The organism is Mesorhizobium sp. LjRoot246 (assembly GCF_964254115.1).
Classification (GTDB): Bacteria; Pseudomonadota; Alphaproteobacteria; order Rhizobiales; family Rhizobiaceae; genus Mesorhizobium.
Map to the genome: position 1 here is coordinate 1895428 of NZ_CAXUSN020000001.1, position 21570 is coordinate 1916997.

The 21570-nt window shown below is 62.9% G+C and carries 19 protein-coding genes; 14 read left to right on the forward strand and 5 right to left on the reverse strand.

Annotated elements, in window-relative coordinates; all coding sequences use genetic code 11:
* Nucleotides 1-89 precede the first annotated feature (89 nt).
* The 3 genes from ACSQ3L_RS09095 to ACSQ3L_RS09105 form a co-directional block, all read right to left on the reverse strand.
* Nucleotides 90-1082: an ABC transporter substrate-binding protein gene (locus ACSQ3L_RS09095; RefSeq protein ID WP_436159630.1), complete on the reverse strand. Its 993-nt coding sequence runs from the start codon at nucleotides 1080-1082 to the stop codon at nucleotides 90-92.
* 302 nt (nucleotides 1083-1384) lie between these two features.
* Nucleotides 1385-2383 carry an aldo/keto reductase gene (locus tag ACSQ3L_RS09100; protein WP_436159631.1) on the reverse strand — a complete coding sequence of 333 codons (999 nt, stop codon included), beginning with the start codon at nucleotides 2381-2383 and terminating at the stop codon, nucleotides 1385-1387.
* Between the two features lie 65 nt (nucleotides 2384-2448).
* Nucleotides 2449-3954, reverse strand: coding sequence for a UxaA family hydrolase (locus ACSQ3L_RS09105; protein ID WP_436159632.1), 1506 nt, complete (start codon nucleotides 3952-3954; stop codon nucleotides 2449-2451).
* Between the two features lie 226 nt (nucleotides 3955-4180).
* Here ACSQ3L_RS09105 and ACSQ3L_RS09110 point away from each other — a divergent pair, with 226 nt between their 5' ends.
* From ACSQ3L_RS09110 to gndA, 6 genes are all read left to right on the forward strand, one after another.
* Nucleotides 4181-5083, forward strand: coding sequence for an FCD domain-containing protein (locus ACSQ3L_RS09110; RefSeq protein ID WP_436159633.1), 903 nt, complete (start codon nucleotides 4181-4183; stop codon nucleotides 5081-5083).
* A 194-nt stretch (nucleotides 5084-5277) separates the two neighbouring features.
* A complete protein-coding gene (locus tag ACSQ3L_RS09115) occupies nucleotides 5278-5634 on the forward strand; it encodes a DUF2946 family protein (protein WP_436163403.1) in 357 nt (118 codons plus the stop codon).
* A 97-nt stretch (nucleotides 5635-5731) separates the two neighbouring features.
* Entirely contained in the window at nucleotides 5732-6271 is a 540-nt protein-coding gene (locus ACSQ3L_RS09120) for a copper chaperone PCu(A)C (protein ID WP_436159634.1), read from the forward strand.
* Between the two features lie 41 nt (nucleotides 6272-6312).
* The gene (locus ACSQ3L_RS09125; protein WP_436159635.1) at nucleotides 6313-6828 is read left to right on the forward strand and encodes a YcnI family copper-binding membrane protein; all 516 of its coding nucleotides are present in this window, start codon (nucleotides 6313-6315) and stop codon (nucleotides 6826-6828) included.
* Between the two features lie 53 nt (nucleotides 6829-6881).
* Nucleotides 6882-8519 (forward strand): copper resistance CopC/CopD family protein, encoded by a 1638-nt coding sequence (locus tag ACSQ3L_RS09130; RefSeq protein WP_436159636.1) that lies wholly within the window; start codon nucleotides 6882-6884, stop codon nucleotides 8517-8519.
* A 137-nt stretch (nucleotides 8520-8656) separates the two neighbouring features.
* Nucleotides 8657-10084: an NADP-dependent phosphogluconate dehydrogenase gene (gndA, locus tag ACSQ3L_RS09135; RefSeq protein WP_436159637.1), complete on the forward strand. Its 1428-nt coding sequence runs from the start codon at nucleotides 8657-8659 to the stop codon at nucleotides 10082-10084.
* Nucleotides 10085-10103: 19 nt separating this feature from the next.
* On the opposite strand, the gene ACSQ3L_RS09140 is transcribed toward gndA, so the two are convergent.
* Entirely contained in the window at nucleotides 10104-11159 is a 1056-nt protein-coding gene (locus tag ACSQ3L_RS09140; protein WP_436159638.1) for a LacI family transcriptional regulator, read from the reverse strand.
* Nucleotides 11160-11553: 394 nt separating this feature from the next.
* Here ACSQ3L_RS09140 and ACSQ3L_RS09145 point away from each other — a divergent pair, with 394 nt between their 5' ends.
* The 7 genes from ACSQ3L_RS09145 to mgrA all read left to right on the forward strand — a co-directional run bounded on the left by ACSQ3L_RS09145 (nucleotide 11554) and on the right by mgrA (nucleotide 18900).
* Entirely contained in the window at nucleotides 11554-12792 is a 1239-nt protein-coding gene (locus ACSQ3L_RS09145; protein WP_436159639.1) for an ABC transporter substrate-binding protein, read from the forward strand.
* Nucleotides 12793-12872: 80 nt separating this feature from the next.
* Nucleotides 12873-13760, forward strand: a complete 888-nt coding sequence (locus tag ACSQ3L_RS09150; protein WP_292188255.1) for a carbohydrate ABC transporter permease — start codon at nucleotides 12873-12875, stop codon at nucleotides 13758-13760.
* Between the two features lie 2 nt (nucleotides 13761-13762).
* Nucleotides 13763-14695, forward strand: coding sequence for a carbohydrate ABC transporter permease (locus ACSQ3L_RS09155; protein WP_292188312.1), 933 nt, complete (start codon nucleotides 13763-13765; stop codon nucleotides 14693-14695).
* Between the two features lie 5 nt (nucleotides 14696-14700).
* Nucleotides 14701-15801, forward strand: coding sequence for an ABC transporter ATP-binding protein (locus ACSQ3L_RS09160; RefSeq protein WP_436159640.1), 1101 nt, complete (start codon nucleotides 14701-14703; stop codon nucleotides 15799-15801).
* Nucleotides 15802-15831: 30 nt separating this feature from the next.
* Entirely contained in the window at nucleotides 15832-16578 is a 747-nt protein-coding gene (locus ACSQ3L_RS09165; protein ID WP_436159641.1) for a sugar phosphate isomerase/epimerase family protein, read from the forward strand.
* An 11-nt stretch (nucleotides 16579-16589) separates the two neighbouring features.
* Entirely contained in the window at nucleotides 16590-17732 is a 1143-nt protein-coding gene (locus ACSQ3L_RS09170; RefSeq protein ID WP_436159642.1) for a Gfo/Idh/MocA family protein, read from the forward strand.
* A 121-nt stretch (nucleotides 17733-17853) separates the two neighbouring features.
* The gene (mgrA, locus tag ACSQ3L_RS09175) at nucleotides 17854-18900 is read left to right on the forward strand and encodes an L-glyceraldehyde 3-phosphate reductase (RefSeq protein WP_436159643.1); all 1047 of its coding nucleotides are present in this window, start codon (nucleotides 17854-17856) and stop codon (nucleotides 18898-18900) included.
* A 67-nt stretch (nucleotides 18901-18967) separates the two neighbouring features.
* On the opposite strand, the gene ACSQ3L_RS09180 is transcribed toward mgrA, so the two are convergent.
* Complete coding sequence (locus ACSQ3L_RS09180) at nucleotides 18968-20065, reverse strand: S1 family serine peptidase (protein WP_436159644.1); 1098 nt, start codon at nucleotides 20063-20065, stop codon at nucleotides 18968-18970.
* Nucleotides 20066-20414: 349 nt separating this feature from the next.
* Between ACSQ3L_RS09180 and ACSQ3L_RS09185 the strand changes: the two genes are divergently transcribed.
* Complete coding sequence (locus ACSQ3L_RS09185) at nucleotides 20415-21509, forward strand: trypsin-like serine peptidase (RefSeq protein ID WP_436159645.1); 1095 nt, start codon at nucleotides 20415-20417, stop codon at nucleotides 21507-21509.
* The last annotated feature ends 61 nt before the right edge of the window (nucleotides 21510-21570 follow it).

The window sequence follows — 21570 nt, forward strand, 5'->3', positions numbered from 1 at the left end:
AGCTTAAGCTTGTGGATTGCCAAGCCGTTTGTGCCGGCAGCGGATGTCTCCGGGGCGCGAGGCCCCGGAAACGATTGCACATGCGATGCTTAGAGCTTCGGGTTGAGCAGCGCGTCGATCTTCGGGTCCTTCATGTTGGCCTTGGTCACCAGATTGGCGCCGGTGTCGACATTGGCCTCGACCTTCTCGCCCTTCGAGGCGGCAAGCGCGGTCTTGATGCCGTCATAGCCCATCCGGTACGGATCCTGCACGACGAGGCCGGAAATGACGCCGTCGTTGAGGAACTTGATCAGCTTCTCATCGCTGTCGAAGCCGATCAACCCGACCTTGCCGGCAAGGCTGTTCTCGGCGATCGCCTGGCCGACGCCCTGCGCCATGATCAGGTTGGACGCGAAGATACCCTTAAGATCCGGATTGGCGGTGATCAGGTCGGTGGCGATGTTGAGGCCGGTGGTGGCCTGGCCGTCGGCATATTTGTCGGCGACCAGTTCGAGGCCAGGGTATTTGGCCTTGAGCTGTTCCTTGAAGCCCTGGGCGCGCTGTTCGAGCGAGCCGGCGCCGGGAAGTGCGGTGATCAAGGCGACCTTGCCTTCAATCTTGCCGCCATTGGCTTCGCCGATGGCCGCGGCCAGACCGTCCGCGGCGACGCGACCGCCCTGGACATTGTCGGTGGTCAGGAACGAGGTGAAGGCCTTGGAGTCGGCGCCGGAGTCGATGCCGATGACCTTGACCTTGGCGGCGGCCTCGTCGATCGGCTTGCCGAGCGCCTTGGCTTCGGTCGGCGCGATGACGACGGCGGCTGGATTGCCGGCCACGGCGTTCTCGAGGATCGAGATCTGGCCGTTGACGTCGGTTTCAGCCTGGGCGCCGAGTTCCGGCACGTTGACGCCGAGATCCTTGCCGGCCTTGCGGGCGCCGGCCAGAACGATCTGCCAGTAGAAGGACGTGGTGTCCTTGACGATGATCGGAATGGTCACGTCCGCCGCCGAAACCGGCGCCGAATGCATGACGCCGGCGAGCATCGACGCTGCTGCCAGCGCCATGACGGCGCGGCGGTTGAGAATGCTGGTCACGAATTTCATGAGGTTTCCTCCCTAAGTCGCCCGGTGAAACGATACGGAAGCTCCATTCGGATAGGCGCGGTCCAAAACAGAACTTTATCAATAAAAAACAGTTGCCATGTTTTGATAGTGCATCGAACAGGCCGATGCAAGCGGTGTTTGATCAGTCCTTGCGAGGCCTGGCAGAGGCAGATCTACCGCGCTGCTCCTCCCTTGGCGCCGTCACGCTTCCGTTCCGTTTCGCGAGAGCATGGAATATTAATTCCACCAATTCGTCAATATGGAATGTTCATTCTCTTGTGGAGTCGCAAGGATGTGAAGTTTCACGCCAGCTCCTGCACCAGCGTATAGGGGCGATATCTGGCGTATTCCGTCTCCGGCACGTCGATGTCGAGCAGTTCGAGGTTGCGCGTCAGGTTTGCCAGCTTGGCGGTGCCGGTCAGCACGGTGGCGACCGCGGGTTCATGCAAGGGGAATTGGAACGCGGCGGCGGCCAGCGGATAACCGCCCTCGGCGGCCATCCTTTCCATCGCACCGACGCGGTCGAGCACGTCGTGGCTGGCAGGCAGGTAATCGAAATGCGCGCCTTGCACCGGCCCGGTCGCCAATATGCCGGAGTTGAAGACGCCGCCGATGACCAGCGACGTCTGTTGCGCCCGGCATAGCGGCAGCAACTCCGCTTCGGCGCTGCGGTCGAGCAAGGAATAACGGCTGGCGAGCAGGATGCAGTCGAGCGGCGCCCGGCGCATCACGTCGAGGCAGATCTGCACTTCGTTGACACCGAGCCCATAGGCGGAAATGACGCCGGATCGCTTGAGTTCTTCGAGCGCCTTGAGGCCGCCATCCATCAGCTGGCGAAAGTGCAGCTTGGTCTTCTCGACACCATGGGTGTAGACGCCGATGTCGTGGACAAACAGGACGTCTATCCTGTTTAGGCCAAGCCGCGCATAGCTGAACTCGACCGACCGCATGATGCCGTCATAGGAATAGTCGTAGTCGAGCGCGAAGGGCAGCGGATCGACATAGGAGTGATCGGGAACCTGGTCTTCCGGTACCGGGCGGAACAGGCGGCCGACCTTGGTGGACAGCACATAGGAATCGCGCGGCTTGTAGCGCAGGAAATCGCCGAAGCGTCGTTCCGACAGGCCGAAACCGTAGAAGGGCGCGGTGTCGAAATAGCGCAGGCCGGCCTCCCAGGCGCCCTGCAGCGTCTCCATCGCCGCCTCGCGCGAACAGGCGCGGTAGAGACCGCCAAGTGCGGCGCCGCCAAAGCTGACCTCGGTGACCTCCAGAGCGGTCCGACCGATGCGGCGTTTTTTCATGCAAACCTCCCCGGTGCCGGCCGTTGCTCGGCTCGGCAGTCTACTCGATATCAGTGCAATCTAATTTAAAGCGTTGCGCCAAGATGCCAGGGCACGAACTCGTTGTCGCCGTAGCCGAAATCCTCGCTCTTGGTCTTGCGGCCGGAAGCCGTCTCGACGATCAGTTCGAAGATCTCGCGGCCCATGCCGGCGATGGTCTTTTCACCCGAGGCGATGACGCCGCAGTTGACGTCCATGTCCTCTTCCATCTGGTGGTACATGGTCGAGTTGGTGGCGACCTTGATCGACGGCGTCGGACGGCAGCCGAAGCAGGAGCCGCGGCCGGTGGTGAAGACGATGATGTTGGCGCCGCCCGCCACCTGGCCGGTCGCCGAAACCGGGTCGTAGCCGGGCGTGTCCATGAACACCAATCCACTGCCGGTGACTTTTTCGGCGTAGCCGAAGACGCCGTTGAGCGGCGTCTGGCCGCCCTTGGCGACCGCACCAAGCGACTTCTCCAGGATGGTGGTGAGGCCGCCGCGCTTGTTGCCGGGCGAGGGGTTGTTGTCGATCGAGGCGCCATGCTTGGCGACGTGATCCTCCCACCATTTCACGAAGCCATCGAGCTTCTGCGCAATCTCCGGCGTTGCCGCGCGGTAGGCGAGCAGATGCTCGGCGCCGTAGATCTCGGTCGTCTCGGAGAGGATGCCGATGCCGCCGACGCCGGCCAGGATGTCGACGGCGGCGCCCAGCGCCGGGTTGGCGGTAATGCCCGACATGCCGTCGGAGCCGCCGCATTGCAGGCCGACGACGATCTCGCTGACCGGGATCGGCTCACGCTTCAACTGGCCAACCTCTTCGGCGATCTCGGCAAGCACGCCCATCGCCTTTTCGACCGATTTGCGCGAACCGCCGGCGTCCTGGATGTTGAAATGGCGTTTGCCGGCGGCGACGCCCTTCTGGCCGTAGAGCGTGAGCTGGTTGACCTCGCAGCCGAGCCCGACCATCAGCACGCCGCCGAAATTCGGATGGCGGGCGTAGCCGGCGAGCGTACGGTGCAGCACCATCATGCCGTCGCCGGTTCCGCTCATGCCGCAGCCCTGGCCGTGGACGATCGGTACGAAGCCGTCGATGCCGGGATATTTCGGCAAAAGCGTGCGGTTGGCGGTGTCGGCGATGGAATGGCAGACGGTTGCCGAGCAATTGACGCTGGCGACGATGCCGATGAAGTTACGCGTGCCGGCGCGGCCGTCGGAGCGGCGATAGCCCATGAAAGTGCGGGCGCGGTCGGCTTCCGTCGCGTGCTCGGCCTCGCTCGGCGGCACGACCGGCAAGCGGCCGGATTCGAAAACCAGATTGTGCGAATGCACGTGCTCGCCCGGCGCGATGTCCTGTGTCGCACGGCCGATCGCCTGGGCGTATTTCACCACGGCCTCGCCGGCGGCGATCGGCTTGATCGCCACCTTGTGGCCGGGTTCGATCAGCGCACCGGCGACGGCACCTCCCGGCAGCACGGTGCCGATCTCGATGCGGCCGTTGGCGACGGCGACATTGTCGGCGGGGGACAGAAGAATGCAGTTGGAGGCGTTCACGGGCGGTTTCCTGGGTGATCCTGGGTTGCGCGGACGGATTGACACGCGTCTGTTTAGAGATAATGTCTTTTATCGTGAAAAAACAGTTTTGCGTCAATTGTTTTTTCGTGGGGTTCCGCATGTCCCTGGGTTGTTCCGGGAAGCGATTTCGCTTCTTACGGCCATGGGAACGTCATATTGCGCTTCAAACCGGCCGCCGCAAGCGACGGCGTGCAATGGGTCAGGGATGTCGAAGAGCAACAACGTCTACAAGGATGCCTACAACCGCTGCCTGCGGCTGCTCGACGAAACGCGCAGCCTGCCTTCGGAGCCGGAACTGGGCACCTTGCTTGGCGTCAGCCGGACCACCGTCCGCACCATTCTCGCGCGCATGGAAGAGACCGGGCTGATCGCCTGGAACAAGCGCGCCAAGACGGTGCTGCGCGAACCGCGTCCAGATGATTTCTTCCCCGAGGAAGAGACCGACACGCTGGCCGAGATCATCGAACGGTCGTTCATGCGCAGGCTGCTCGCCGGCGGCGCCGAGGCCGGCATGCAGATCAACGAACTTGAACTGGCGCGCGAGATCGGCGTCGGCACCACCAGCGTGCGCGAATTCCTTATCCGCTTCTCGCGTTTTGGCCTGATCGAGAAGCGTCGCAACAGCCATTGGGTGCTGAAGGGTTTTACCCGCGCCTTCGCGCTGGAGCTAACCGAAATCCGCGAAATGTTCGAACTGCGCTCGGCGGCCGCCTTCACCGCTCTGCCGCAGGATAGCGCGGTGTGGGCCGATCTTGACCGCCTGGAGGACGAACATTGCCGGCTGGCAAGCGATATCGCCACCCGCTTCAACGAATTCTCCGAGCTCGACGAGCGTTTCCACCGGCTCATCCACCGGGCGTCGCGCAACCGCTTCATCGTCGATTTCTACGATGTCATCGCCATGATCTTTCACTACCACTACCAGTGGAACAAGGCGCAGGAACGCGAGCGCAACGAAGTCGCGATCGGCGAGCATCTGGCCTATATCGAGGCGCTGAAATCGCGCGACCTCGGCAAGGTCGATGCCGCCTGCCGCAAGCATTTGAAGTCGGCGCGCCAGACATTGCTGACCTCGATCCCCGAGAGCCGGTCGCTACAAAAATCCTGAGCCGCGTCGCGGCTCAGGGTCTTGTTTCATGCAGGTCGTTGTCCCAAAACCGCCGCACAGTTTGGGCGACATGCATGATATGCCGCGTTGCCGCAGCGGCGATTTGGCGATTTTCCACCCGCCGGCCTCGTGCTAGGAATGTCGCGTTGCTGCGAAGAGGCAGGGCTTTGAGCGTATCGAGGAGACGGTGGAGCATACCGGTCGCGCTGGTCGCGGCCTATCTGCTGTTGCTCCAGTCGACGCTTGGCGCATTCGCCTTCGGCGCCGGACCCTATGCATCACAGCTTGATGCGTTCGGCAACGTCATCTGCACCCATGAGGGCGCGACCCAGCTTCCCGGCGGCAACCAGCCGCCGTCCCATCTTCCGGCATGCTGCGTGCTCGGCTGCAGCATGGTTTCGGCGGCCTTTGCGCCGCCGCCCGATGCTGGCCTGGCGTTGGGCAGCCTTTCCGTTGAAACGGTCGCCTTTGTCTTCCCGGCGGCCTTCCATCTCGACTTTGCGCGTGAGCGCTCGCCGTCGAACCCGCGCGCACCGCCGCTGACGGCCTGAGCCTGTTTGCCCGGCGGAACCTTTCGTGGGCGTACCCATCCAAAGATCAAACTGCTCGCGACCGGCAACGGCGCGACCATCACTCCATGGAGCAACCATGTCCTATTTTTTCCCTGACGCCGCGCGTCCTATGCTCGGCGGCATTCTACGCAGCATCGAAGAGCGTCTCGGCATTGCCCTGCTGGCTCTTGCGCTGTCGTTCACAGGCGCCCAGTCCGTCCTGGCGCATGAGTTCAAGGTTGGCGATCTTGAGATCGGCCACCCCTGGTCGCGCGCCACGCCGGCCGGCGCCAAAGTGGCCGGCGGCTATTTCACCATCACCAACAACGGCAGTACGCCGGACCGGCTGGTGTCGATTTCCTCCGATGTTTCTGAAAAAGCCGAGTTGCATGAGATGGGCGTCAAGGACGGTGTCATGACCATGCGGCCGGTCGCCGGCGGCCTGGAAATCCCGGCTGGCGGCAAGGTCGCCCTGGCGCCTGGCGGCTATCATCTGATGTTCATCGGCCTGAAGCGGCAACCCAAGCAGGGCGAAAAGTTTTCCGCCACGCTGACTTTCGAAAAGGCCGGCGCCGTCAGCGTCGATTTCGCAGTCGAAGGCATGGGTGGCGGCGCCATGGACGATCACGCCAATTGATCCGGCCAGTTCGACCAATTTTGAAAATCTGAGGGACCATCATGAACAAGTATCTTTTGTCGGCCGCAGCACTTCTCGTGCTCGGAACGAGTGCCGCCTTCGCGCATATCACGTTCGAAACGCAGGAAGCGGCCGTCGGCTCGACCTACAAGGCCGTTTTGCGCGTGCCGCATGGCTGCGAGGGCAAGGCGACGACCGCCGTGCGCGTGCAGATCCCGGAAGGGGTGATCGCGGTGAAACCGATGCCGAAGCCGGGCTGGACGCTGCAGACCAAGAAGGGCAAGTACGAGAAATCATACCAGCTCTACGGTCAGGTAACCGATGGGGTCAAGGAAGTCGACTGGAGCGCCGGCAGCCTGCCGGATGAATTCTATGACGAGTTCGTCTTCCGCGCGACGCTGACGGCGGATCTCCCTGTCGGCCAAAAACTCTACTTCCCGGTGGTGCAGGAATGCGACGGTGCGGCCGATCGCTGGATCGAGATCCCAGCGGCGGGACAGGATGAAGACGGGCTGGAAAACCCGGCACCCGGCATCAAGCTGCTACCGAAGAAATGATCTCCTAGGCGGCGCGCTCTTTCGAGCGCGCCGCTCTTTTTCGTGGCGGTGACATGAGCACGACCTCCTTCCTGCAAACGGCTTCCATTGCCGGCAAACGTGCCGGGCGGCTTGTAGTCGGCCTGTTGGCCATGATCGTGTTTCTTGCCAGCCTTGCCCTGCCAGATCAGGCCTTTGCCCATGCCGCGCTGATCAAGACCGATCCGGCCGACGGCGCGGTGCTGGCACAGGGGCCGGCACAGTTCTCGCTGACCTTCAGCGAGCCGGTCTCGCCGCTGGTGCTGACCTTGGTGCGGCCCGACGGCACGCCGGTTCCGTTGACCGCCTTCCGTCTCAGCGACCAGACGGTCGAGATCGACAATCCGCAGCCACTCAAGTCGGGCACGCATGTGCTGAGCTGGCGCGTCATTTCCGCCGACGGTCATCCGGTCGGCGGTTCCCTGCTGTTTTCCATCGGCGCGCCAAGCGCGCCGCCGGCCGTGTCCGAAGCCGTCGACTGGCAGCTGCGATCGGCGATCTGGCTCGGCAAGGTCCTTCTCTACATCGGCCTTTTCCTCGGCGTCGGCGGTGCCTTCGCGCTTGCGTGGCTGAACGGGGTCGGACAGGCTGGCCAACGTTTCGTCATCGTTGCCATCCTGGGCGGGCTGGTCGCGGCACCCTTGTCCCTCGGTTTCCAAGGGCTTGATGCGCTCGGCGCGCCGCTCCCCCATGTGGCGCAGCCGATCATGTGGCGAACCGGGCTCGGCACCAGTTTTGGCTGGACGGTACTGGTCGCCCTCATTGCGCTGGGGCTCGGCCTGCTGTCGCTTGCCGGTCCCCGCGCCGCCGCCAAATTATTTGCCTTGACCGGCCTGGTTGGAGTGGGTGTCGCGCTTGCCGCCAGCGGCCATGCCAGTGCGGCCGAACCGCAATGGCTGACGCGGCCAATGGTGTTCCTGCACGGCTTGGGTATTGCCTTCTGGGCCGGCGCGCTGGTGCCGCTCGGGCTGGCGCTGAAAAGGCAATCGGCGGAAGCCACGCCATTCCTGCGGCGGTTTTCACGCCTGATCCTGCCGGTGGCGGCCGTGCTTGTCGCTGCCGGCGTCGTTCTCGCCGTCATCCAGGTGCAGACACCGGCGGCGCTGGTCAACACCGCCTATGGCCGGCTGCTGCTGATCAAGCTGGGGCTGCTGGTCTTTCTGTTCACGCTCGCCGCGGTCAACCGCTGGAAACTCACCGCATCGGCCGAGGCAGGATCGACGGAGGTGCAGCGTAGGCTCTCCCGTTCGATCGGCGTCGAGATGTTGATCGTGCTGGCCATTTTCGGCGTTGCCTCGGGCTGGCGCTTCACACCGCCGCCACGGGCTCTGGCGATCGCGGCGGCGCAGCCGGTCTCGGTCCATATCCACGCGCTGCAAGCGATGGCCGATCTCAGCATCACGCCTGGCCATGCCGGGCCGGTCGTTGCCTCGATGGTCATCATGAGCGGCGATTTCGGCCCGCTCGACGCCAAGCAAGTGACGCTGGTGCTGTCGAAGCCCGATTCCGGCATCGAGCCGCTGAAGCGCGCTGCGACCAAGCCCGGCGACGGCAGCTGGCGTGTCGACAACCTCGTCATCCCGGTGCCCGGCCGCTGGACGGTGCGTATCGACATCCTGGTCTCGGACTTCGAGATGGTGAAGATCGAGGCGCCCATCGACATCAGGCCGTAAGCCGGACTGGCACGAGCTTGGTTGGGCCATCCGGGCAACACAATTCGGCGAGGCGGTTGACGCGGCACGAAAGGCCCGTCAATCATCCGGCAAAATTGCGGGCTGCGATCAACAAAACCCGAAGGTAGGAAACAACGATGGAAAAAGCCGAAATCGGCCTGATCGGCCTTGGCACTATGGGCTCCAACCTGGCGCTGAACATCGCCGAGCATGGACATCGCATCGCCGTCTTCAACCGCACCAGGGCGCGCACCGACGCTTTCGTCGAGAATGCCGGAGCGCTCAGGGATATGGTGGTGCCTTGCTACAGCCTGGAAGAGCTCGCCGCCGCGATCCGACCGCCGCGCCCGATCATCATCATGGTGCTGGCCGGCAAGCCCGTCGACGAACAGATCGCGGCCCTGCGCGGCGTGCTGTCGGCCAACGACATCGTCATCGACGCCGGCAACGCCAATTTCCGCGACACGATGCGGCGCTTTTCCGAGCTTTCCGGCTCGGACCTCACCTTTATCGGCATGGGCGTGTCCGGCGGCGAGGAGGGCGCGCGGCACGGACCGTCGATCATGGTCGGCGGCACCGAGGACAGCTGGAAGCGTGTCGAGAAAGTGCTGACCGCGATCTCGGCCAAGTTCAAGGACGAACCCTGCGCGGCATGGCTCGGCACCGACGGCGCCGGGCATTTCGTCAAGACCATCCACAACGGCATCGAATATGCCGACATGCAGATGATCGCTGAGATCTACGGCATCCTGCGCGACGGGCTCGGCATGGGGCCGAAGGACATCGGCAAGGTGTTTTCCAACTGGAACAAGGGCCGGCTCAATTCCTACCTGATCGAAATCACCGCCAAGGTGCTGGCATCTGATGATTCGAAGACCGGCAAGCCGGTGGTCGACATCATCCTCGACCGTGCCGGCCAGAAGGGCACCGGCAAATGGTCGGTCATCGAGGCCCAGCAGCTCGGCATTCCCGCGACGGCGATCGAGGCGGCGGTCGCGGCACGCGTGCTGTCGTCGATCAAGGACGAGCGGCTGGCGGCGGAAAAGGCCTATGGCAACATCGGTGTTACCAGGATTTCAGGCGACAAGGACGCTTTGCTGCATGATCTCGAACTGGCGCTGTTCGCCGGCAAGATATCAGCCTATGCGCAAGGTTTCGCGGTGATGAGCGGCGCCTCGAAGGAGTTCAACTGGAACCTGCCGATGCCGACCATCGCCAGGATCTGGCGCGCCGGCTGCATCATCCGTTCGCAGATGCTCGACACCATGGCGGAAGCCTTCAGCAAGGGTGGTGCGTCGACCAACCTTCTGATGGCGCCGGCCTTCATCTCGCTGATGCAGGAAGCGCATCCGTCGCTGCGGCGCATCGTGGCAAGGGCATCGGAGGCCGGCTCGCCGGTTCCGGCACTGTCTTCCGCACTTGCCTATTTCGACAGCTACCGCCAGGGCCGCGGCACCTCGAACCTGATCCAGGCACAGCGCGATTTCTTCGGCGCGCACGGCTTCGAGCGCATCGACGACAAAGGCGCGTTCCACGGGCCGTGGGGCAGCGGTGCCGCTGGCTAGGCCGCATAACGGCTGAGTTCTAAGCGGGTACGGGCTGGCTGAACGCCTGAACGTCGCTGGCGGTTACCAGACGCTGCAGCGAGCCGGGCGCGGCGCCGCCGATCCAGCCGAGTACCGAGCGGGCAAGATCGGAGCCGGCCAAGCGGAAGTTCTCGTTGACGACAAGCAATTCCCTGCGGAACAGATGCAAGAGGTCCGACGACTGCTTGGACACCACATCGACGTCACGGCCGAGCTTGAGGCCGGCATCCTCGATACCGGCGACGATGGCCAGTGTCGCGGCGGCGGCGCTGCTGACGAAGCCGTCCGGCCTGTTTTCACGGCGCATCACCTGCGCGGTCCGGCTCCTGATCTGCTCGATCGAATGGTCGATCGAAACAGCGTTGAACGGGATTTCGCTGGCGCCAACCTCGCTCAGTGCATCGGCAAAGCCGTTCAGCGTGTGGCCATAATAGGTCAGCCCGGGCGGCGGCGACAGAAGCGCCAGCTTGCGCCTGCCCATGCTCGCCAGGCGGCGCACGGCTTCCATCGCGAAAACATGGTTGTCGAAGTCATGATAGGGGTGGACGAGGCCCATATCGGTGCGGCCATGCGTGGCAAAGGGCATGCCGTGTTCCAGCATGTAGCGGGCACGCGGATCGTTCGGTTGAGTGCGCGAGATGATAACCCCGTCGGCCGAGCCGGTCTCGACGAGATAGCGGATCGGTTCCATCGGATCCTGCGAGCGGGAATAGGGCGTGACGATCAGGTGATAGGGCGTTTCGGCGAGCACTTCCGAAACGCCGTAGATAATGTCCGAGACGAAACTCATGATCTCGCGATCGGTGTTGAGCACGAGGCTGATGACATTGGTCCTGCCGGTGCGCAGGCGCACGCCGGCGCGGTTGGGCCGATAGCCGATCTGCTTGGCGACGAGCTGGACACGGCGCCTGGTTTCGGCGCCGATTTCCGGGGCATCCTTCAAGGCGCGCGACACAGTCGTGACGCCGAGCCCGGTCATGAAGGCAAGCGTCTTCAACGTCGGCCGCCCCTGCGCCGACGTCGCCTCATTCTTGTCCGTACGCTGTCTGTCCATTCGTCCCGCCCGTCAGGCGCATAGCAGCCTCAGGCCGGGTCGGCAATCGCCGCCGCTGCGATACGATATGCGTGCCAACCCCAGCGAAGCCTCAATACACTGAAACGTTACAGATTGCCAATATTGCCACTGTGACGCTCTCAATCCCGCGGCTTGGCAATGGTTTCGAGGCCAGCAGAGTCCTCAGGTCAAACACGACCCTGGCGAATTTCTTGCGCTGCAGCATGGTTTTTCGGCGCTGCAGCGAGATCCGCGCCGTACTGGCCGGCTTTCGCGCAAGGAATTTGTTCGTGCCTCGAAAAAACATCGGGCCGCCTTTGCCCGAGGGGTTGCGCAGCTTACGCAATTGCCGTATCGAAAATCTGTAACGTTTCAGATTCTGGGAGGAGCCGAAATGCGATACAGACTTTTGACTGCTGCGCTGGCAGCAACGGCCGCACTGCAATTTGCCGGCCCGGCGGCCGCGACCGACCTTGAAGTCACCCATTGGTGGACGTCGGGCGGCGAGGCCGCGGCGGTTGCGGAACTTGCCAAGGCATTCGACGCAACCGGCAATCACTGGGTCGACGGCGCCATTGCCGGCTCCGGCGGCACGGCGCGGCCGATCATGATCAGCCGCATCACCGGCGGCGATCCGATGGGCGCCACGCAGTTCAATCACGGCCGGCAGGCGGAAGAGCTGGTGCAGGCCGGCCTGATGCGCGACCTCACCGACGTCGCCACCAAGGGCAAGTGGACGGAAGTTGTACGGCCGAAGAGCCTGCTCGACAGCTGCACCATCGACGGCAAGATCTATTGCGTACCCGTCAACATCCATTCGTGGCAGTGGCTGTGGCTCTCCAACGAGGCTTTCGAAAAGGCCGGCGTGCCGTTGCCGAAGGACTGGAATGAATTCGTTGCGGCAGCGCCCGCGCTGGAAAAGGCCGGCATCATCCCGCTCGCCGTCGGCGGACAGGCCTGGCAGTCCTCCGGCGCCTTCGATGTGCTGCTTGCGGCAGTGGGCGGCACGGATGCGTTCCTCAAGGTCTACAAGGACAAGGACGCGACATTTGCCGCCGGGCCTGAAGTCGCCAAGGTCTTCAAGGCCGCGGACGATGCCCGCAAGATGGCGAAGAACACCAATGTGCAGGACTGGAACCAGGCGACCAACCTGGTCATCACTGGCAAGGCCGGCGGCCAGATCATGGGCGACTGGGCGCAGGGCGAGTTCCAGGTTGCCGGCAAGACCGCCGGCAAGGATTATACCTGCCTGCCGGGCCTTGGGCTGAACGAGGTCATCGCCACCGGCGGCGACGCCTTCTACTTCCCGGTGCTCAAGGATGCCGAAAAGAGCAAGGCGCAGGAGGTGCTGGCCGAGACGCTGCTCGATCCCAAGACGCAGGTCGCCTTCAATCTGAAGAAGGGTTCTCTGCCGGTGCGCGGCGACGTCGATCTCAATGCCGCGAACGACTGCATGAAGAAGGGCCTCGCGATCCTTGCCAAGGGCGCCGTCATACCGTGGACGGACCAGTTGCTTTCGCAGGACACCCAGAAGCAGAAGGAAGATCTTTTCGCCGAATTCTTCGCCAAGCCGGAACTGACCGTCGAAGACGCGCAGAAGCGCTTCGCCGACCTCATCGGTTCGGCTGACTGACGTTGGAGCACCCCACATCGGTCCCTGCCTTGCTAACGCAGGGCCGGGACCGCACCGCCCTTACCCAGCCGGCTGACGAGATGAGCAAGAGCGAACGCCCCAACCCGCTGTTCCGCAACCTCAATGCGAAGGTCGCCTCGATCCCGATGATCCTCACCGCGATGGTGGTTTTCGTCGGTGGCACCCTGTGGACGGTGCTCTATTCCTTCACCAATTCGAAGCTCTTGCCGCGGCTGAATTTCGTCGGGCTCGACCAGTATTACCGGCTGTGGGCGACGCCGCGCTGGCTGATCTCGATCGAGAACCTGTTGATCTACGGCGCCATCTCGCTGGTGTTCTCACTGGTCATCGGCTTCCTTCTTGCCGCGCTGCTCGACCAGAAGATCCGCTTCGAGGACACGTTCCGCACCATCTTCCTCTATCCCTTCGCGCTCTCCTTCATCGTCACCGGCCTGGTCTGGCAGTGGCTGCTCAATCCCGATTTCGGCATCCAGCATGTGGTGCGGGACCTCGGCTGGACGAGCTTCAGCTTCGATCCGCTCTACAATTCCAGCATCGTCATCTACGGCATATCGATCGCGGCGCTGTGGCAAGGCACAGGACTGATCATGTGCCTGATGCTGGCCGGCCTGCGCGGCATCGACGAGGACATCTGGAAGGCGGCGCGGGTGGACGGGATTCCGATGTGGAAGACCTATCTGTTCATCGTCATCCCGATGATGCGGCCGGTCTTCATCACCACGCTGGTCATCATCGCCTCCGGTATCGTCAAGGTCTATGACCTCGTCGTGGCGCAGACCAGCGGCGGCCCTGGCATCGCTTCCGAAGTGCCGGCCAAATACGTCTACGATTATATGTTCTTCGCCCAGAACCTCGGCCAGGGTTTTGCCGCCTCGACCATGATGCTGCTCTCGGTGGCGATCGTCATCGTGCCCTGGGCCTATCTCGAATTCGGGCGGCGCAAATGAGCATGGCAAACACCACCGCTCAAACAAGCACTGCCGCCGGCGCGCGCCAGGACATCATCGACCCCTACGGCCCGAAGCCGCGCCGCATGATTTCGCGCCGCAATATCTTCCTCTACGGCACATTGTTTGTCATGGCGGCCTACTATCTCTTGCCGCTCTACGTGATGGTCGTCACGTCGCTCAAGGGCATGCCCGAGATACGGCTCGGCAACATCTTCTCGCCGCCGCTCGAGATCACCTTCGAGCCGTGGGTCAAGGCATGGGCGACGGCCTGCACCGGCCTCAATTGCGACGGGCTCTCGCGCGGCTTCTGGAATTCGGTGCGCATCACCGTCCCGTCGGTGCTGCTGTCGATCGCCATCGCCTCGGTGAACGGTTATGCGCTGGCCAATTGGCGCTTCAAGGGCGCCGATACGTTTTTCATCATCCTGATCGTCGGCGCCTTCATCCCCTACCAGGTGATGATCTATCCGATCGTCATCATCCTGCGCGAGATCGGCCTCTATGGCAGCCTCAGCGGCCTGGTAATCGTCCATTCCATTTTCGGCATGCCGATCCTGACGCTGCTGTTTCGCAACTATTTCTCCTCGATGCCGGAAGAGTTGTTCCGGGCGGCCCGCGTCGACGGCGCCGGCTTCTGGGGCATCTTCCTGCGCATCATGCTGCCGATGTCGCTGCCGATCTTCGTCGTCGCCATCATCCTGCAGGTGACCGGCATCTGGAACGACTTCCTGTTCGGCGTCGTCTACACCCGCCCCGACACCTATCCGATGACGGTGCAGCTCAACAACATCGTCAATTCGGTGCAAGGCGTGAAGGAGTACAACGTCAACATGGCCGCAACCATCCTGACCGGACTCGTGCCGCTCATCGTCTACTTCATTTCCGGCAAGCTTTTCGTACGCGGCATCGCCGCCGGCGCGGTGAAGGGGTGATGGCGATGACGGCAGCCAACGGCACCAGTGTTTCAATCCAGGACCTGTCGCTCAATTTCGGCGCGATTTCGGTGCTGCAGACCCTCAATCTCGATGTTGCCGAGGGCGAGTTTATCGTGCTGCTCGGTCCCTCCGGCTGCGGCAAGTCGACCTTGCTCAACTGCATCGCCGGCCTGCTCGACATCTCCGAAGGCCGCATCTTCATCAAAGGCAAGAACGTCACCTGGGAAGAGCCCAAGGACCGTGGCATCGGCATGGTGTTCCAGTCCTACGCGCTCTATCCGCAAATGACGGTGGAGAAGAACCTGTCCTTCGGCCTACGCGTTGCCGGCATACCCAAGGACGATATCGCCAAGCGCATCGCGCGCGCGGCCGAAATCCTGCAGATCGAGCCGTTGCTGCAACGCAAGCCGGCAGCACTTTCCGGCGGCCAGCGCCAGCGCGTGGCGATCGGACGGGCGCTGGTGCGCGACGTCGACGTCTTCCTGTTCGACGAGCCACTGTCCAACCTCGATGCCAAGCTGCGCGCCGAATTGCGCGTCGAGATCAAGCTGCTGCATCGCAACCTGCAGAACACCATGATCTACGTCACCCACGACCAGATCGAGGCGATGACGCTGGCCGATCGCATCGCGGTGATGAAAGGCGGCGTCATCCAGCAGCTCGATGCACCGCAGACCATCTACAACCGCCCGGTCAACCGGTTCGTCGCCGGCTTCCTCGGCTCACCGGCGATGAATTTCATCGACGGCGAGCTGCAGGCTGGCGCCGGCCTGATGTTCAAGACCGATGGTGTTGCGGTGCCGCTCGACCGCTATGCCTTCGACGGCACCGACCGTCCCACCGGTGCTTGCGTACTGGGCATCCGGCCAGAACATATTGCCTTCGGCGAAGCGGCGAGGTCGATGCCTTTTGCCGCTGACGGGGCTGTCGAGATCGTCGAGCCGATGGGCTCGGACACACTGGTGTGGACGAAACTCGGCGGCCACAATCTTTCCTTCCGCGTCGAGGCGGAAAGGACGCTTCACAACGGCGACCCGATCCGGATTGGCTTCGATCCGGCGCGCGCGTCGCTGTTCGATGCAGCTACCGGCAACCGCATATAACTCCCAAGCCCAAAGAAACGGACAGAGACGATGAATTGGTCATTCCAACTTTACAGCGCCCGCAATTTCCAGCCCTGGGACGGTGTGCTCGCCATGCTCGGCAAGCTCGGCTATACCCAGGTCGAAGGTTTTGGCGGCGTCTATGATGATCCCAAGACCTTCCGCGCCGAGCTCGACAAGAACGGGCTCGCCATGCCGACCGGGCATTTCTCGATCGACGCGCTCGAGAACGACTTCGACGGCGTGCGCAAAATTGCCGACGCCCTCGGCATCACGCTGCTCATCTGCCCTTTCCTGATGCCCGACCAGCGCCCATCCGACGCGGCGGGCTGGCGCGGCTTCGGCGAACGCCTGGCCAAGGTCGGCGAGGTTGCAAAAAAGGCCGGTTACGGCTTTGCCTGGCACAATCATGATTTCGAGTTCAAGAAACTTGCCGACGGATCGGTGCCACAGGACCACATCCTGTCGTCCGCGCCCGACATCAGCTGGGAGATGGACGTCGCCTGGGTGGTGCGCGGCGGCGACGATCCGCTACCGTGGATCGAGAAACACGGCAAGCGCATCAGCGCCGTCCACGTCAAGGACATGGCCAAGCCCGGTGAGGGGTTGGATGAGGATGGCTGGTCGGATGTCGGTCATGGCACCATCGACTGGGCCGGACTGATCAAGGTGTTGCGCGCCAAGAGTGCCGCCCAATACTACGTCATGGAACAGGACAACCCGAACGATATCGAGCGCTTCGCCCGCCGCTCGATCGCAGCCGCCAAGACCTACTAGGAGCAATCAGCATGGCAAAGAAACTTGGGATCGGCGTCATCGGCTGCGGCAACATCTCGAAGGCGTATTTTTCGCTGGCGCCGCTGTTTCGCGGCATCGAGATGCGTGCCTGCGCCGACATCAACATGGAGGCGGCCAAGGCGCGGGCGAAGGAGTTCAAGCTGCGCGCCGAAACCGTCGAAGACCTGCTCAAGGCCGACGACATCGACATCATCGTCAACCTGACCATCCCGGCGGTGCACTACGAAGTATCGAAGCAGATCCTCGACGCCGGCAAGCACGTCTATTCGGAAAAGCCGTTCGTGTTGTCTGTCAAGGAGGGCCAGGACCTGAAGGCGCGGGCGGAGAAGAAGGGGCTGCGCATAGGTTCTGCGCCCGACACCTTCCTCGGCGGAGCGCACCAGCTGGTCCGCGAGCTGATCGACGAGGGAAAGCTCGGCAAGATCACCAGCGGCACCTGCCACGTGATGGGCCACGGCATGGAGCATTGGCACCCCAATCCGGATTTCTTCTTCCAGCCGGGCGCGGGACCGGTGCTCGACATCGGGCCGTATTACATCACCAACCTGATCCAGCTGATCGGGCCGGTAAAGCAGGTGGCGGCTTTTGCGACGACGCCCGCCAAGGAGCGCACGATCAGTTCAAAGCCGCGTGCAGGCGAAAAAATCCCGGTCAACACGCCAACGACCATCCACGGCCTGCTGGAGTTCGAGAACGGTGCCGTAGTCACGCTCAACACCAGCTGGGATGTCTGGGCTCACGGCCACGCGCCGATGGAACTTTATGGCGAGACGGGCACGGTGTTCGTGCCGGATCCGAATTTCTTCGGCGGCGACGTGCGCTTCACTCAAGACAGCAAGCCGGTCAAGAAGCTGCCGAAATGGAAGCACCCGTTCGGCGTTCCCAACGAAATGCATTCGCAGGGCATGATGGCCAACTACCGCACATCAGGCCTCGCCGACATGGCGGTGGCGATCGCCGAAGGCCGGCCGCATCGCTGCTCAATGGAACTGGCCCTGCATGCCGTCGACGTGATGACCGGCCTGTTGCGCTCCGGCGAAACCGGCAAATTCGTCGCCATGCAAACGACCTGCGAACGGCCGGCGGCACTGGGCGTCAAGCAAGCCAAAGAGCTTTTGGCAAAGAAGAAGTAGGCAGCACACCTCAACCCTCTCCCCGTTCCGGCGGAGAGAGGGTAAGGGTGAGGGGCAAAGCCGGTTCGCTGCGTTGTCGTGACGGCAACCGATCTGGCTCGCTTCCATTCGAGGATTTCCTATGCCCTACACGCCCGCCGAAAACCGCTACGAGAACATGGTCTACAACCGCTGTGGCCGCTCCGGCCTGAAGCTGCCGGCGATCTCGCTGGGGTTGTGGCATAATTTCGGCAACGACACGCCGCACAAGACCAAGCAGGCGATCGCGCGCAAGGCCTTCGATCTCGGCATCACGCATTTCGACCTCGCCAACAATTACGGTCCGCCGCCCGGTTCGGCCGAGACCGCTTTCGGCGAGATCCTGCGCACCGACTTCGCCGGCTATCGCGACGAGCTGATCATCTCGACCAAGGCCGGCTACGAGATGTGGGCCGGTCCCTACGGCGAATGGGGCGGGCGCAAATACATGCTGGCCAGCCTCGACCAGAGCCTCAAGCGGATGGGGCTCGACTACGTCGACATCTTCTATTCGCACCGTTTCGACCCCGACACGCCGCTGGAAGAAACGATGGGCGCGCTCGACCATGCCGTGCGCTCGGGCAAGGCGCTCTATGCCGGCATCTCGTCCTACAATTCGCAGCGCACGCGCGAGGCCGCCGACATATTGAAGCAGCTTGGCACGCCTTGCGTCATCCACCAGCCGAGTTATTCGATGCTGAACCGCTGGGTCGAGGAAGACGGCCTGCTCGATACGCTCGAAGGGCTCGGCGTCGGCTCCATCGTGTTCTCGCCGCTGGCGCAAGGCATGCTGACCGACAAGTATCTCGGTGGCATTCCCGACGGCAGCCGCGCCTCGCAGGGCAAGTCGCTGCGGCCAGCCTTCATCAACGACAAGACCATTGCAAACATCCAGGCGCTGAACGCCATCGCCGGCAAGCGTGGGCAGACGCTGGCGCAGATGGCGCTGGCCTGGGTGCTGCGCAAGGGCAGGGTAACCTCGGCGCTGATCGGCGCCAGCCGGCCGGAGCAGGTCGAGGACTGCGTTGGCGCGCTCAAGGTGCTCGACTTCAGCGATGCCGAACTCGCCGAGATCGACACCTATGCGCGCGAGTCCGACATCAATCTGTGGGCGGCTTCGGCCGAGCGCAAAGGCCCGCCGCGGAAATAAGCCTGCTCGATAAGCCGGCAAACCAAAAACGGCGGGGGCTCCCGCCGTTTTTTCATATGGCCGTGGTTCAGGGTGTTTTCGGCTTCTGCGCCGTGCCCAGCCCCGCCTTGGGTTTTGCCGGCGCCGGAGCCGTGGTCTTCATCTTCGCCTCGATCCAGCCGGTGTAGTTGGCCAGCCGCGTGTAGATGCCGTAGGCGTCCTTGTGGCCGCAGGCCGCACTGCCGTCCGCCGGACCTTCGCCCCAGCTGACGACGCCGACCTGGACCGGGCCGTCGGCGCCGGTCATGAACAGCGGGCCGCCGCTGTCGCCGTTGCAGGCATCGCGCACGCCGCTGGTGGTGCCGGCGCAGATCATGTTGCCGGTCAGCGGGTCGGTCATGTCGGCGGCGATCGCGCTGGCGGCCGCGTCGATGCCTTTTTCCGAATAGCGCATACGGCGGGACAGATCGCCAAGCGCTGCCTTCAGATCATGCGCATAGATGGCCTTGATGCCGCTGTTGCAGGCCTGGTTCGGCTGCAGATCGAGGTCGGCAACCATCAGCGTGGTCGGGAAGGTGCCATCCTGCATCTTGCCCCAGCCGGTGACCGTCGTCTTGCCGGTCTCGGGCGTTGCGTCATGGGTGACCTTGATGGTCGGCGCATCGACCGGTTCGGCAAGCCGGAGCAGGCCGAGATCGTTGTCGAGCGTCTGCTCGCTGTAGCCTTCGTTGACGATGACCTCCACTACCTTATGGCGCTTGCCCTCGCTGAGGTCGGTGGCGCCGGTCAGCACGGTGACGGAGTCTGGCGAAATCGGCTGGCCCTTGTCGTTGAGGCAGTGTGCTGCCGTCAGCACCCATTGCGGGGCGATCAGGCTGCCACCGCAGAACTGGGCATTGGCCTGCGAGGCCGGGTTCTCGTCCAGCCTGTCGGCGGTGAGCAGCGCCACCTGGAACGGATAGGCGCCTTTTTCGGCCTGGTTACCGCCATAGACGCGGTCGGCGCTATAGGGGTTCTCCGCCGCGGCCTTCGCCCTGGCTTCCGTCACGCGCGTCATTGGCGAGACCGCTGCTTCCGGCCGGGCGGCCCCTTCGTCCGCCTGGGCAGTGTTGGCGGCCGCAAGAGCCGCAGCGATGCCGAGCAAAGACGCGGCGGCGATCGGCCTGAACCGATGGATGATGTGCACCTGAAATCCTCCTGAGACACGTTCCCGAACGAGCCAGCCCCGGCGCATTATCAACGAAACAGTCGCCGGCAAGCAGGCGTTGCTTCGCGGATCGCATTCCCGTGCGGAACCCATTCAAAACCCTATAGCCCCCCACGGGCTACGTGAAAGCGATTTGTCATTCCAATGTTGTATTAATTTAGGCAATATACCTGCGCGGGTGTCTTTGGCGGGGGCCTTTGACAGACCGTATGGGGTAATGATCAGGTTCAGGCGCCGGTAACCAAACTCATTTTTCGGCTTCACCACGATCTCGACAATATTTCTGTATTTTGATCCAGTCCTTGCTGACTTTTGGGAGAGTCTAACCATGACAAAACTGACAAACGCACTTATTGCATCTGCATTGCTTTCCACCGCAATGTGGGCGGTCCCGACTTTCGCCGCCGATCCTGGTTCCGCCAGTGCCGGCAATGGCGAAAGCATGCGGGACGCGACTTCAGGCGACTACAAGCCCGGGCGGGCAAAGCCAATCGCGCCGCCGAAGCTGACCGACGAAGACAGCCGCGCCGCGCCGCTTGCTGACGAGGCGACGGCTGTCAAATCCTATGGCATCGTCGGACGGTCCGCCGATGGCAAGGAGATCAAGATCGAGCCGAGCGAAGCGCTGCGGGAGCTTATCATCAAGGAACTGAATGCTCCGGCCAATGGAAAAGACGGAGCTGAGCGCAAGACCGAGGATCCGGATCTTGGCGAAGGCGAAGCCGGCCGCCAGGTTTTCGGCACTGACGATCGTGAGCAGGTCAAGAACACCAAGACCTATCCGTTCTCGGCAATCGGCTATCTCGAAGCCAAGTCGCCGAAGACGGGCAGCTTTGGCAGCTGTTCGGCAACGCTGATCGGCCCGCGCACGGTGCTCACCGCCGCGCACTGCCTCTACAGCCATGAGGACAAGGACTGGCTCTCCGAATATCTGTTCGTGCCGGGGCTCAACGGCAGCACGGCCGACGACGCACCGTTCGGCGCCTTCACCTTTGAAAGCGCCTATGTGCTGCAAGGCTTCATCGACAACTACCAGGGCTATTATGGTTCGGTCCTGCTGTGGGATCTCGGCATCGTCACGCTGAAGCAGGACGTCGGCACCAACCTCGGCTGGCTGGGCTATGCCAACTATGACGATCTCGGCGACTTTACCGCCAACCTCGTCGGCTATCCCGGCGACAAGCCAATGGGCACGATGTGGAAGGCGAACTGCGAAGTGCACGCCGAAAACATCGCCCCGGAATATTTCCAGTATGACTGCGATACGTTCCCGGGGTCGAGCGGCAGCTCGGTCTATGCCTATGACAACAAGGCCAAGCAGCGCATCATCACCGGTGTCAACGTGGCGGAAAGCCCCGACGCGAACACCGCCGTGCGCCTGAACGCCGCCAACGTCCAGTGGATCAACAGCCTGTATAAGTAACCCCTGCCTATTCGCAGTGGAGACAAGGGCGACAGAGCAATCCCGCCGCCTTTTTCTTGGC

Coding starts and splice junctions, on each gene's coding strand:
- ACSQ3L_RS09125 (WP_436159635.1), top strand. CDS start 6,313: ATGAACAAGTATCTTTTGTCGGCCGCAGCACTTCTCGTGCTCGGAACG.
- ACSQ3L_RS09100 (WP_436159631.1), bottom strand. CDS start 2,383: ATGAAAAAACGCCGCATCGGTCGGACCGCTCTGGAGGTCACCGAGGTC.
- mgrA (WP_436159643.1), top strand. CDS start 17,854: ATGCCCTACACGCCCGCCGAAAACCGCTACGAGAACATGGTCTACAAC.
- ACSQ3L_RS09150 (WP_292188255.1), top strand. CDS start 12,873: ATGAGCAAGAGCGAACGCCCCAACCCGCTGTTCCGCAACCTCAATGCG.
- ACSQ3L_RS09145 (WP_436159639.1), top strand. CDS start 11,554: ATGCGATACAGACTTTTGACTGCTGCGCTGGCAGCAACGGCCGCACTG.
- gndA (WP_436159637.1), top strand. CDS start 8,657: ATGGAAAAAGCCGAAATCGGCCTGATCGGCCTTGGCACTATGGGCTCC.
- ACSQ3L_RS09160 (WP_436159640.1), top strand. CDS start 14,701: ATGACGGCAGCCAACGGCACCAGTGTTTCAATCCAGGACCTGTCGCTC.
- ACSQ3L_RS09095 (WP_436159630.1), bottom strand. CDS start 1,082: ATGAAATTCGTGACCAGCATTCTCAACCGCCGCGCCGTCATGGCGCTG.
- ACSQ3L_RS09155 (WP_292188312.1), top strand. CDS start 13,763: ATGGCAAACACCACCGCTCAAACAAGCACTGCCGCCGGCGCGCGCCAG.
- ACSQ3L_RS09120 (WP_436159634.1), top strand. CDS start 5,732: ATGTCCTATTTTTTCCCTGACGCCGCGCGTCCTATGCTCGGCGGCATT.
- ACSQ3L_RS09130 (WP_436159636.1), top strand. CDS start 6,882: ATGAGCACGACCTCCTTCCTGCAAACGGCTTCCATTGCCGGCAAACGT.
- ACSQ3L_RS09185 (WP_436159645.1), top strand. CDS start 20,415: ATGACAAAACTGACAAACGCACTTATTGCATCTGCATTGCTTTCCACC.
- ACSQ3L_RS09165 (WP_436159641.1), top strand. CDS start 15,832: ATGAATTGGTCATTCCAACTTTACAGCGCCCGCAATTTCCAGCCCTGG.
- ACSQ3L_RS09110 (WP_436159633.1), top strand. CDS start 4,181: ATGTCGAAGAGCAACAACGTCTACAAGGATGCCTACAACCGCTGCCTG.
- ACSQ3L_RS09140 (WP_436159638.1), bottom strand. CDS start 11,159: ATGGACAGACAGCGTACGGACAAGAATGAGGCGACGTCGGCGCAGGGG.
- ACSQ3L_RS09170 (WP_436159642.1), top strand. CDS start 16,590: ATGGCAAAGAAACTTGGGATCGGCGTCATCGGCTGCGGCAACATCTCG.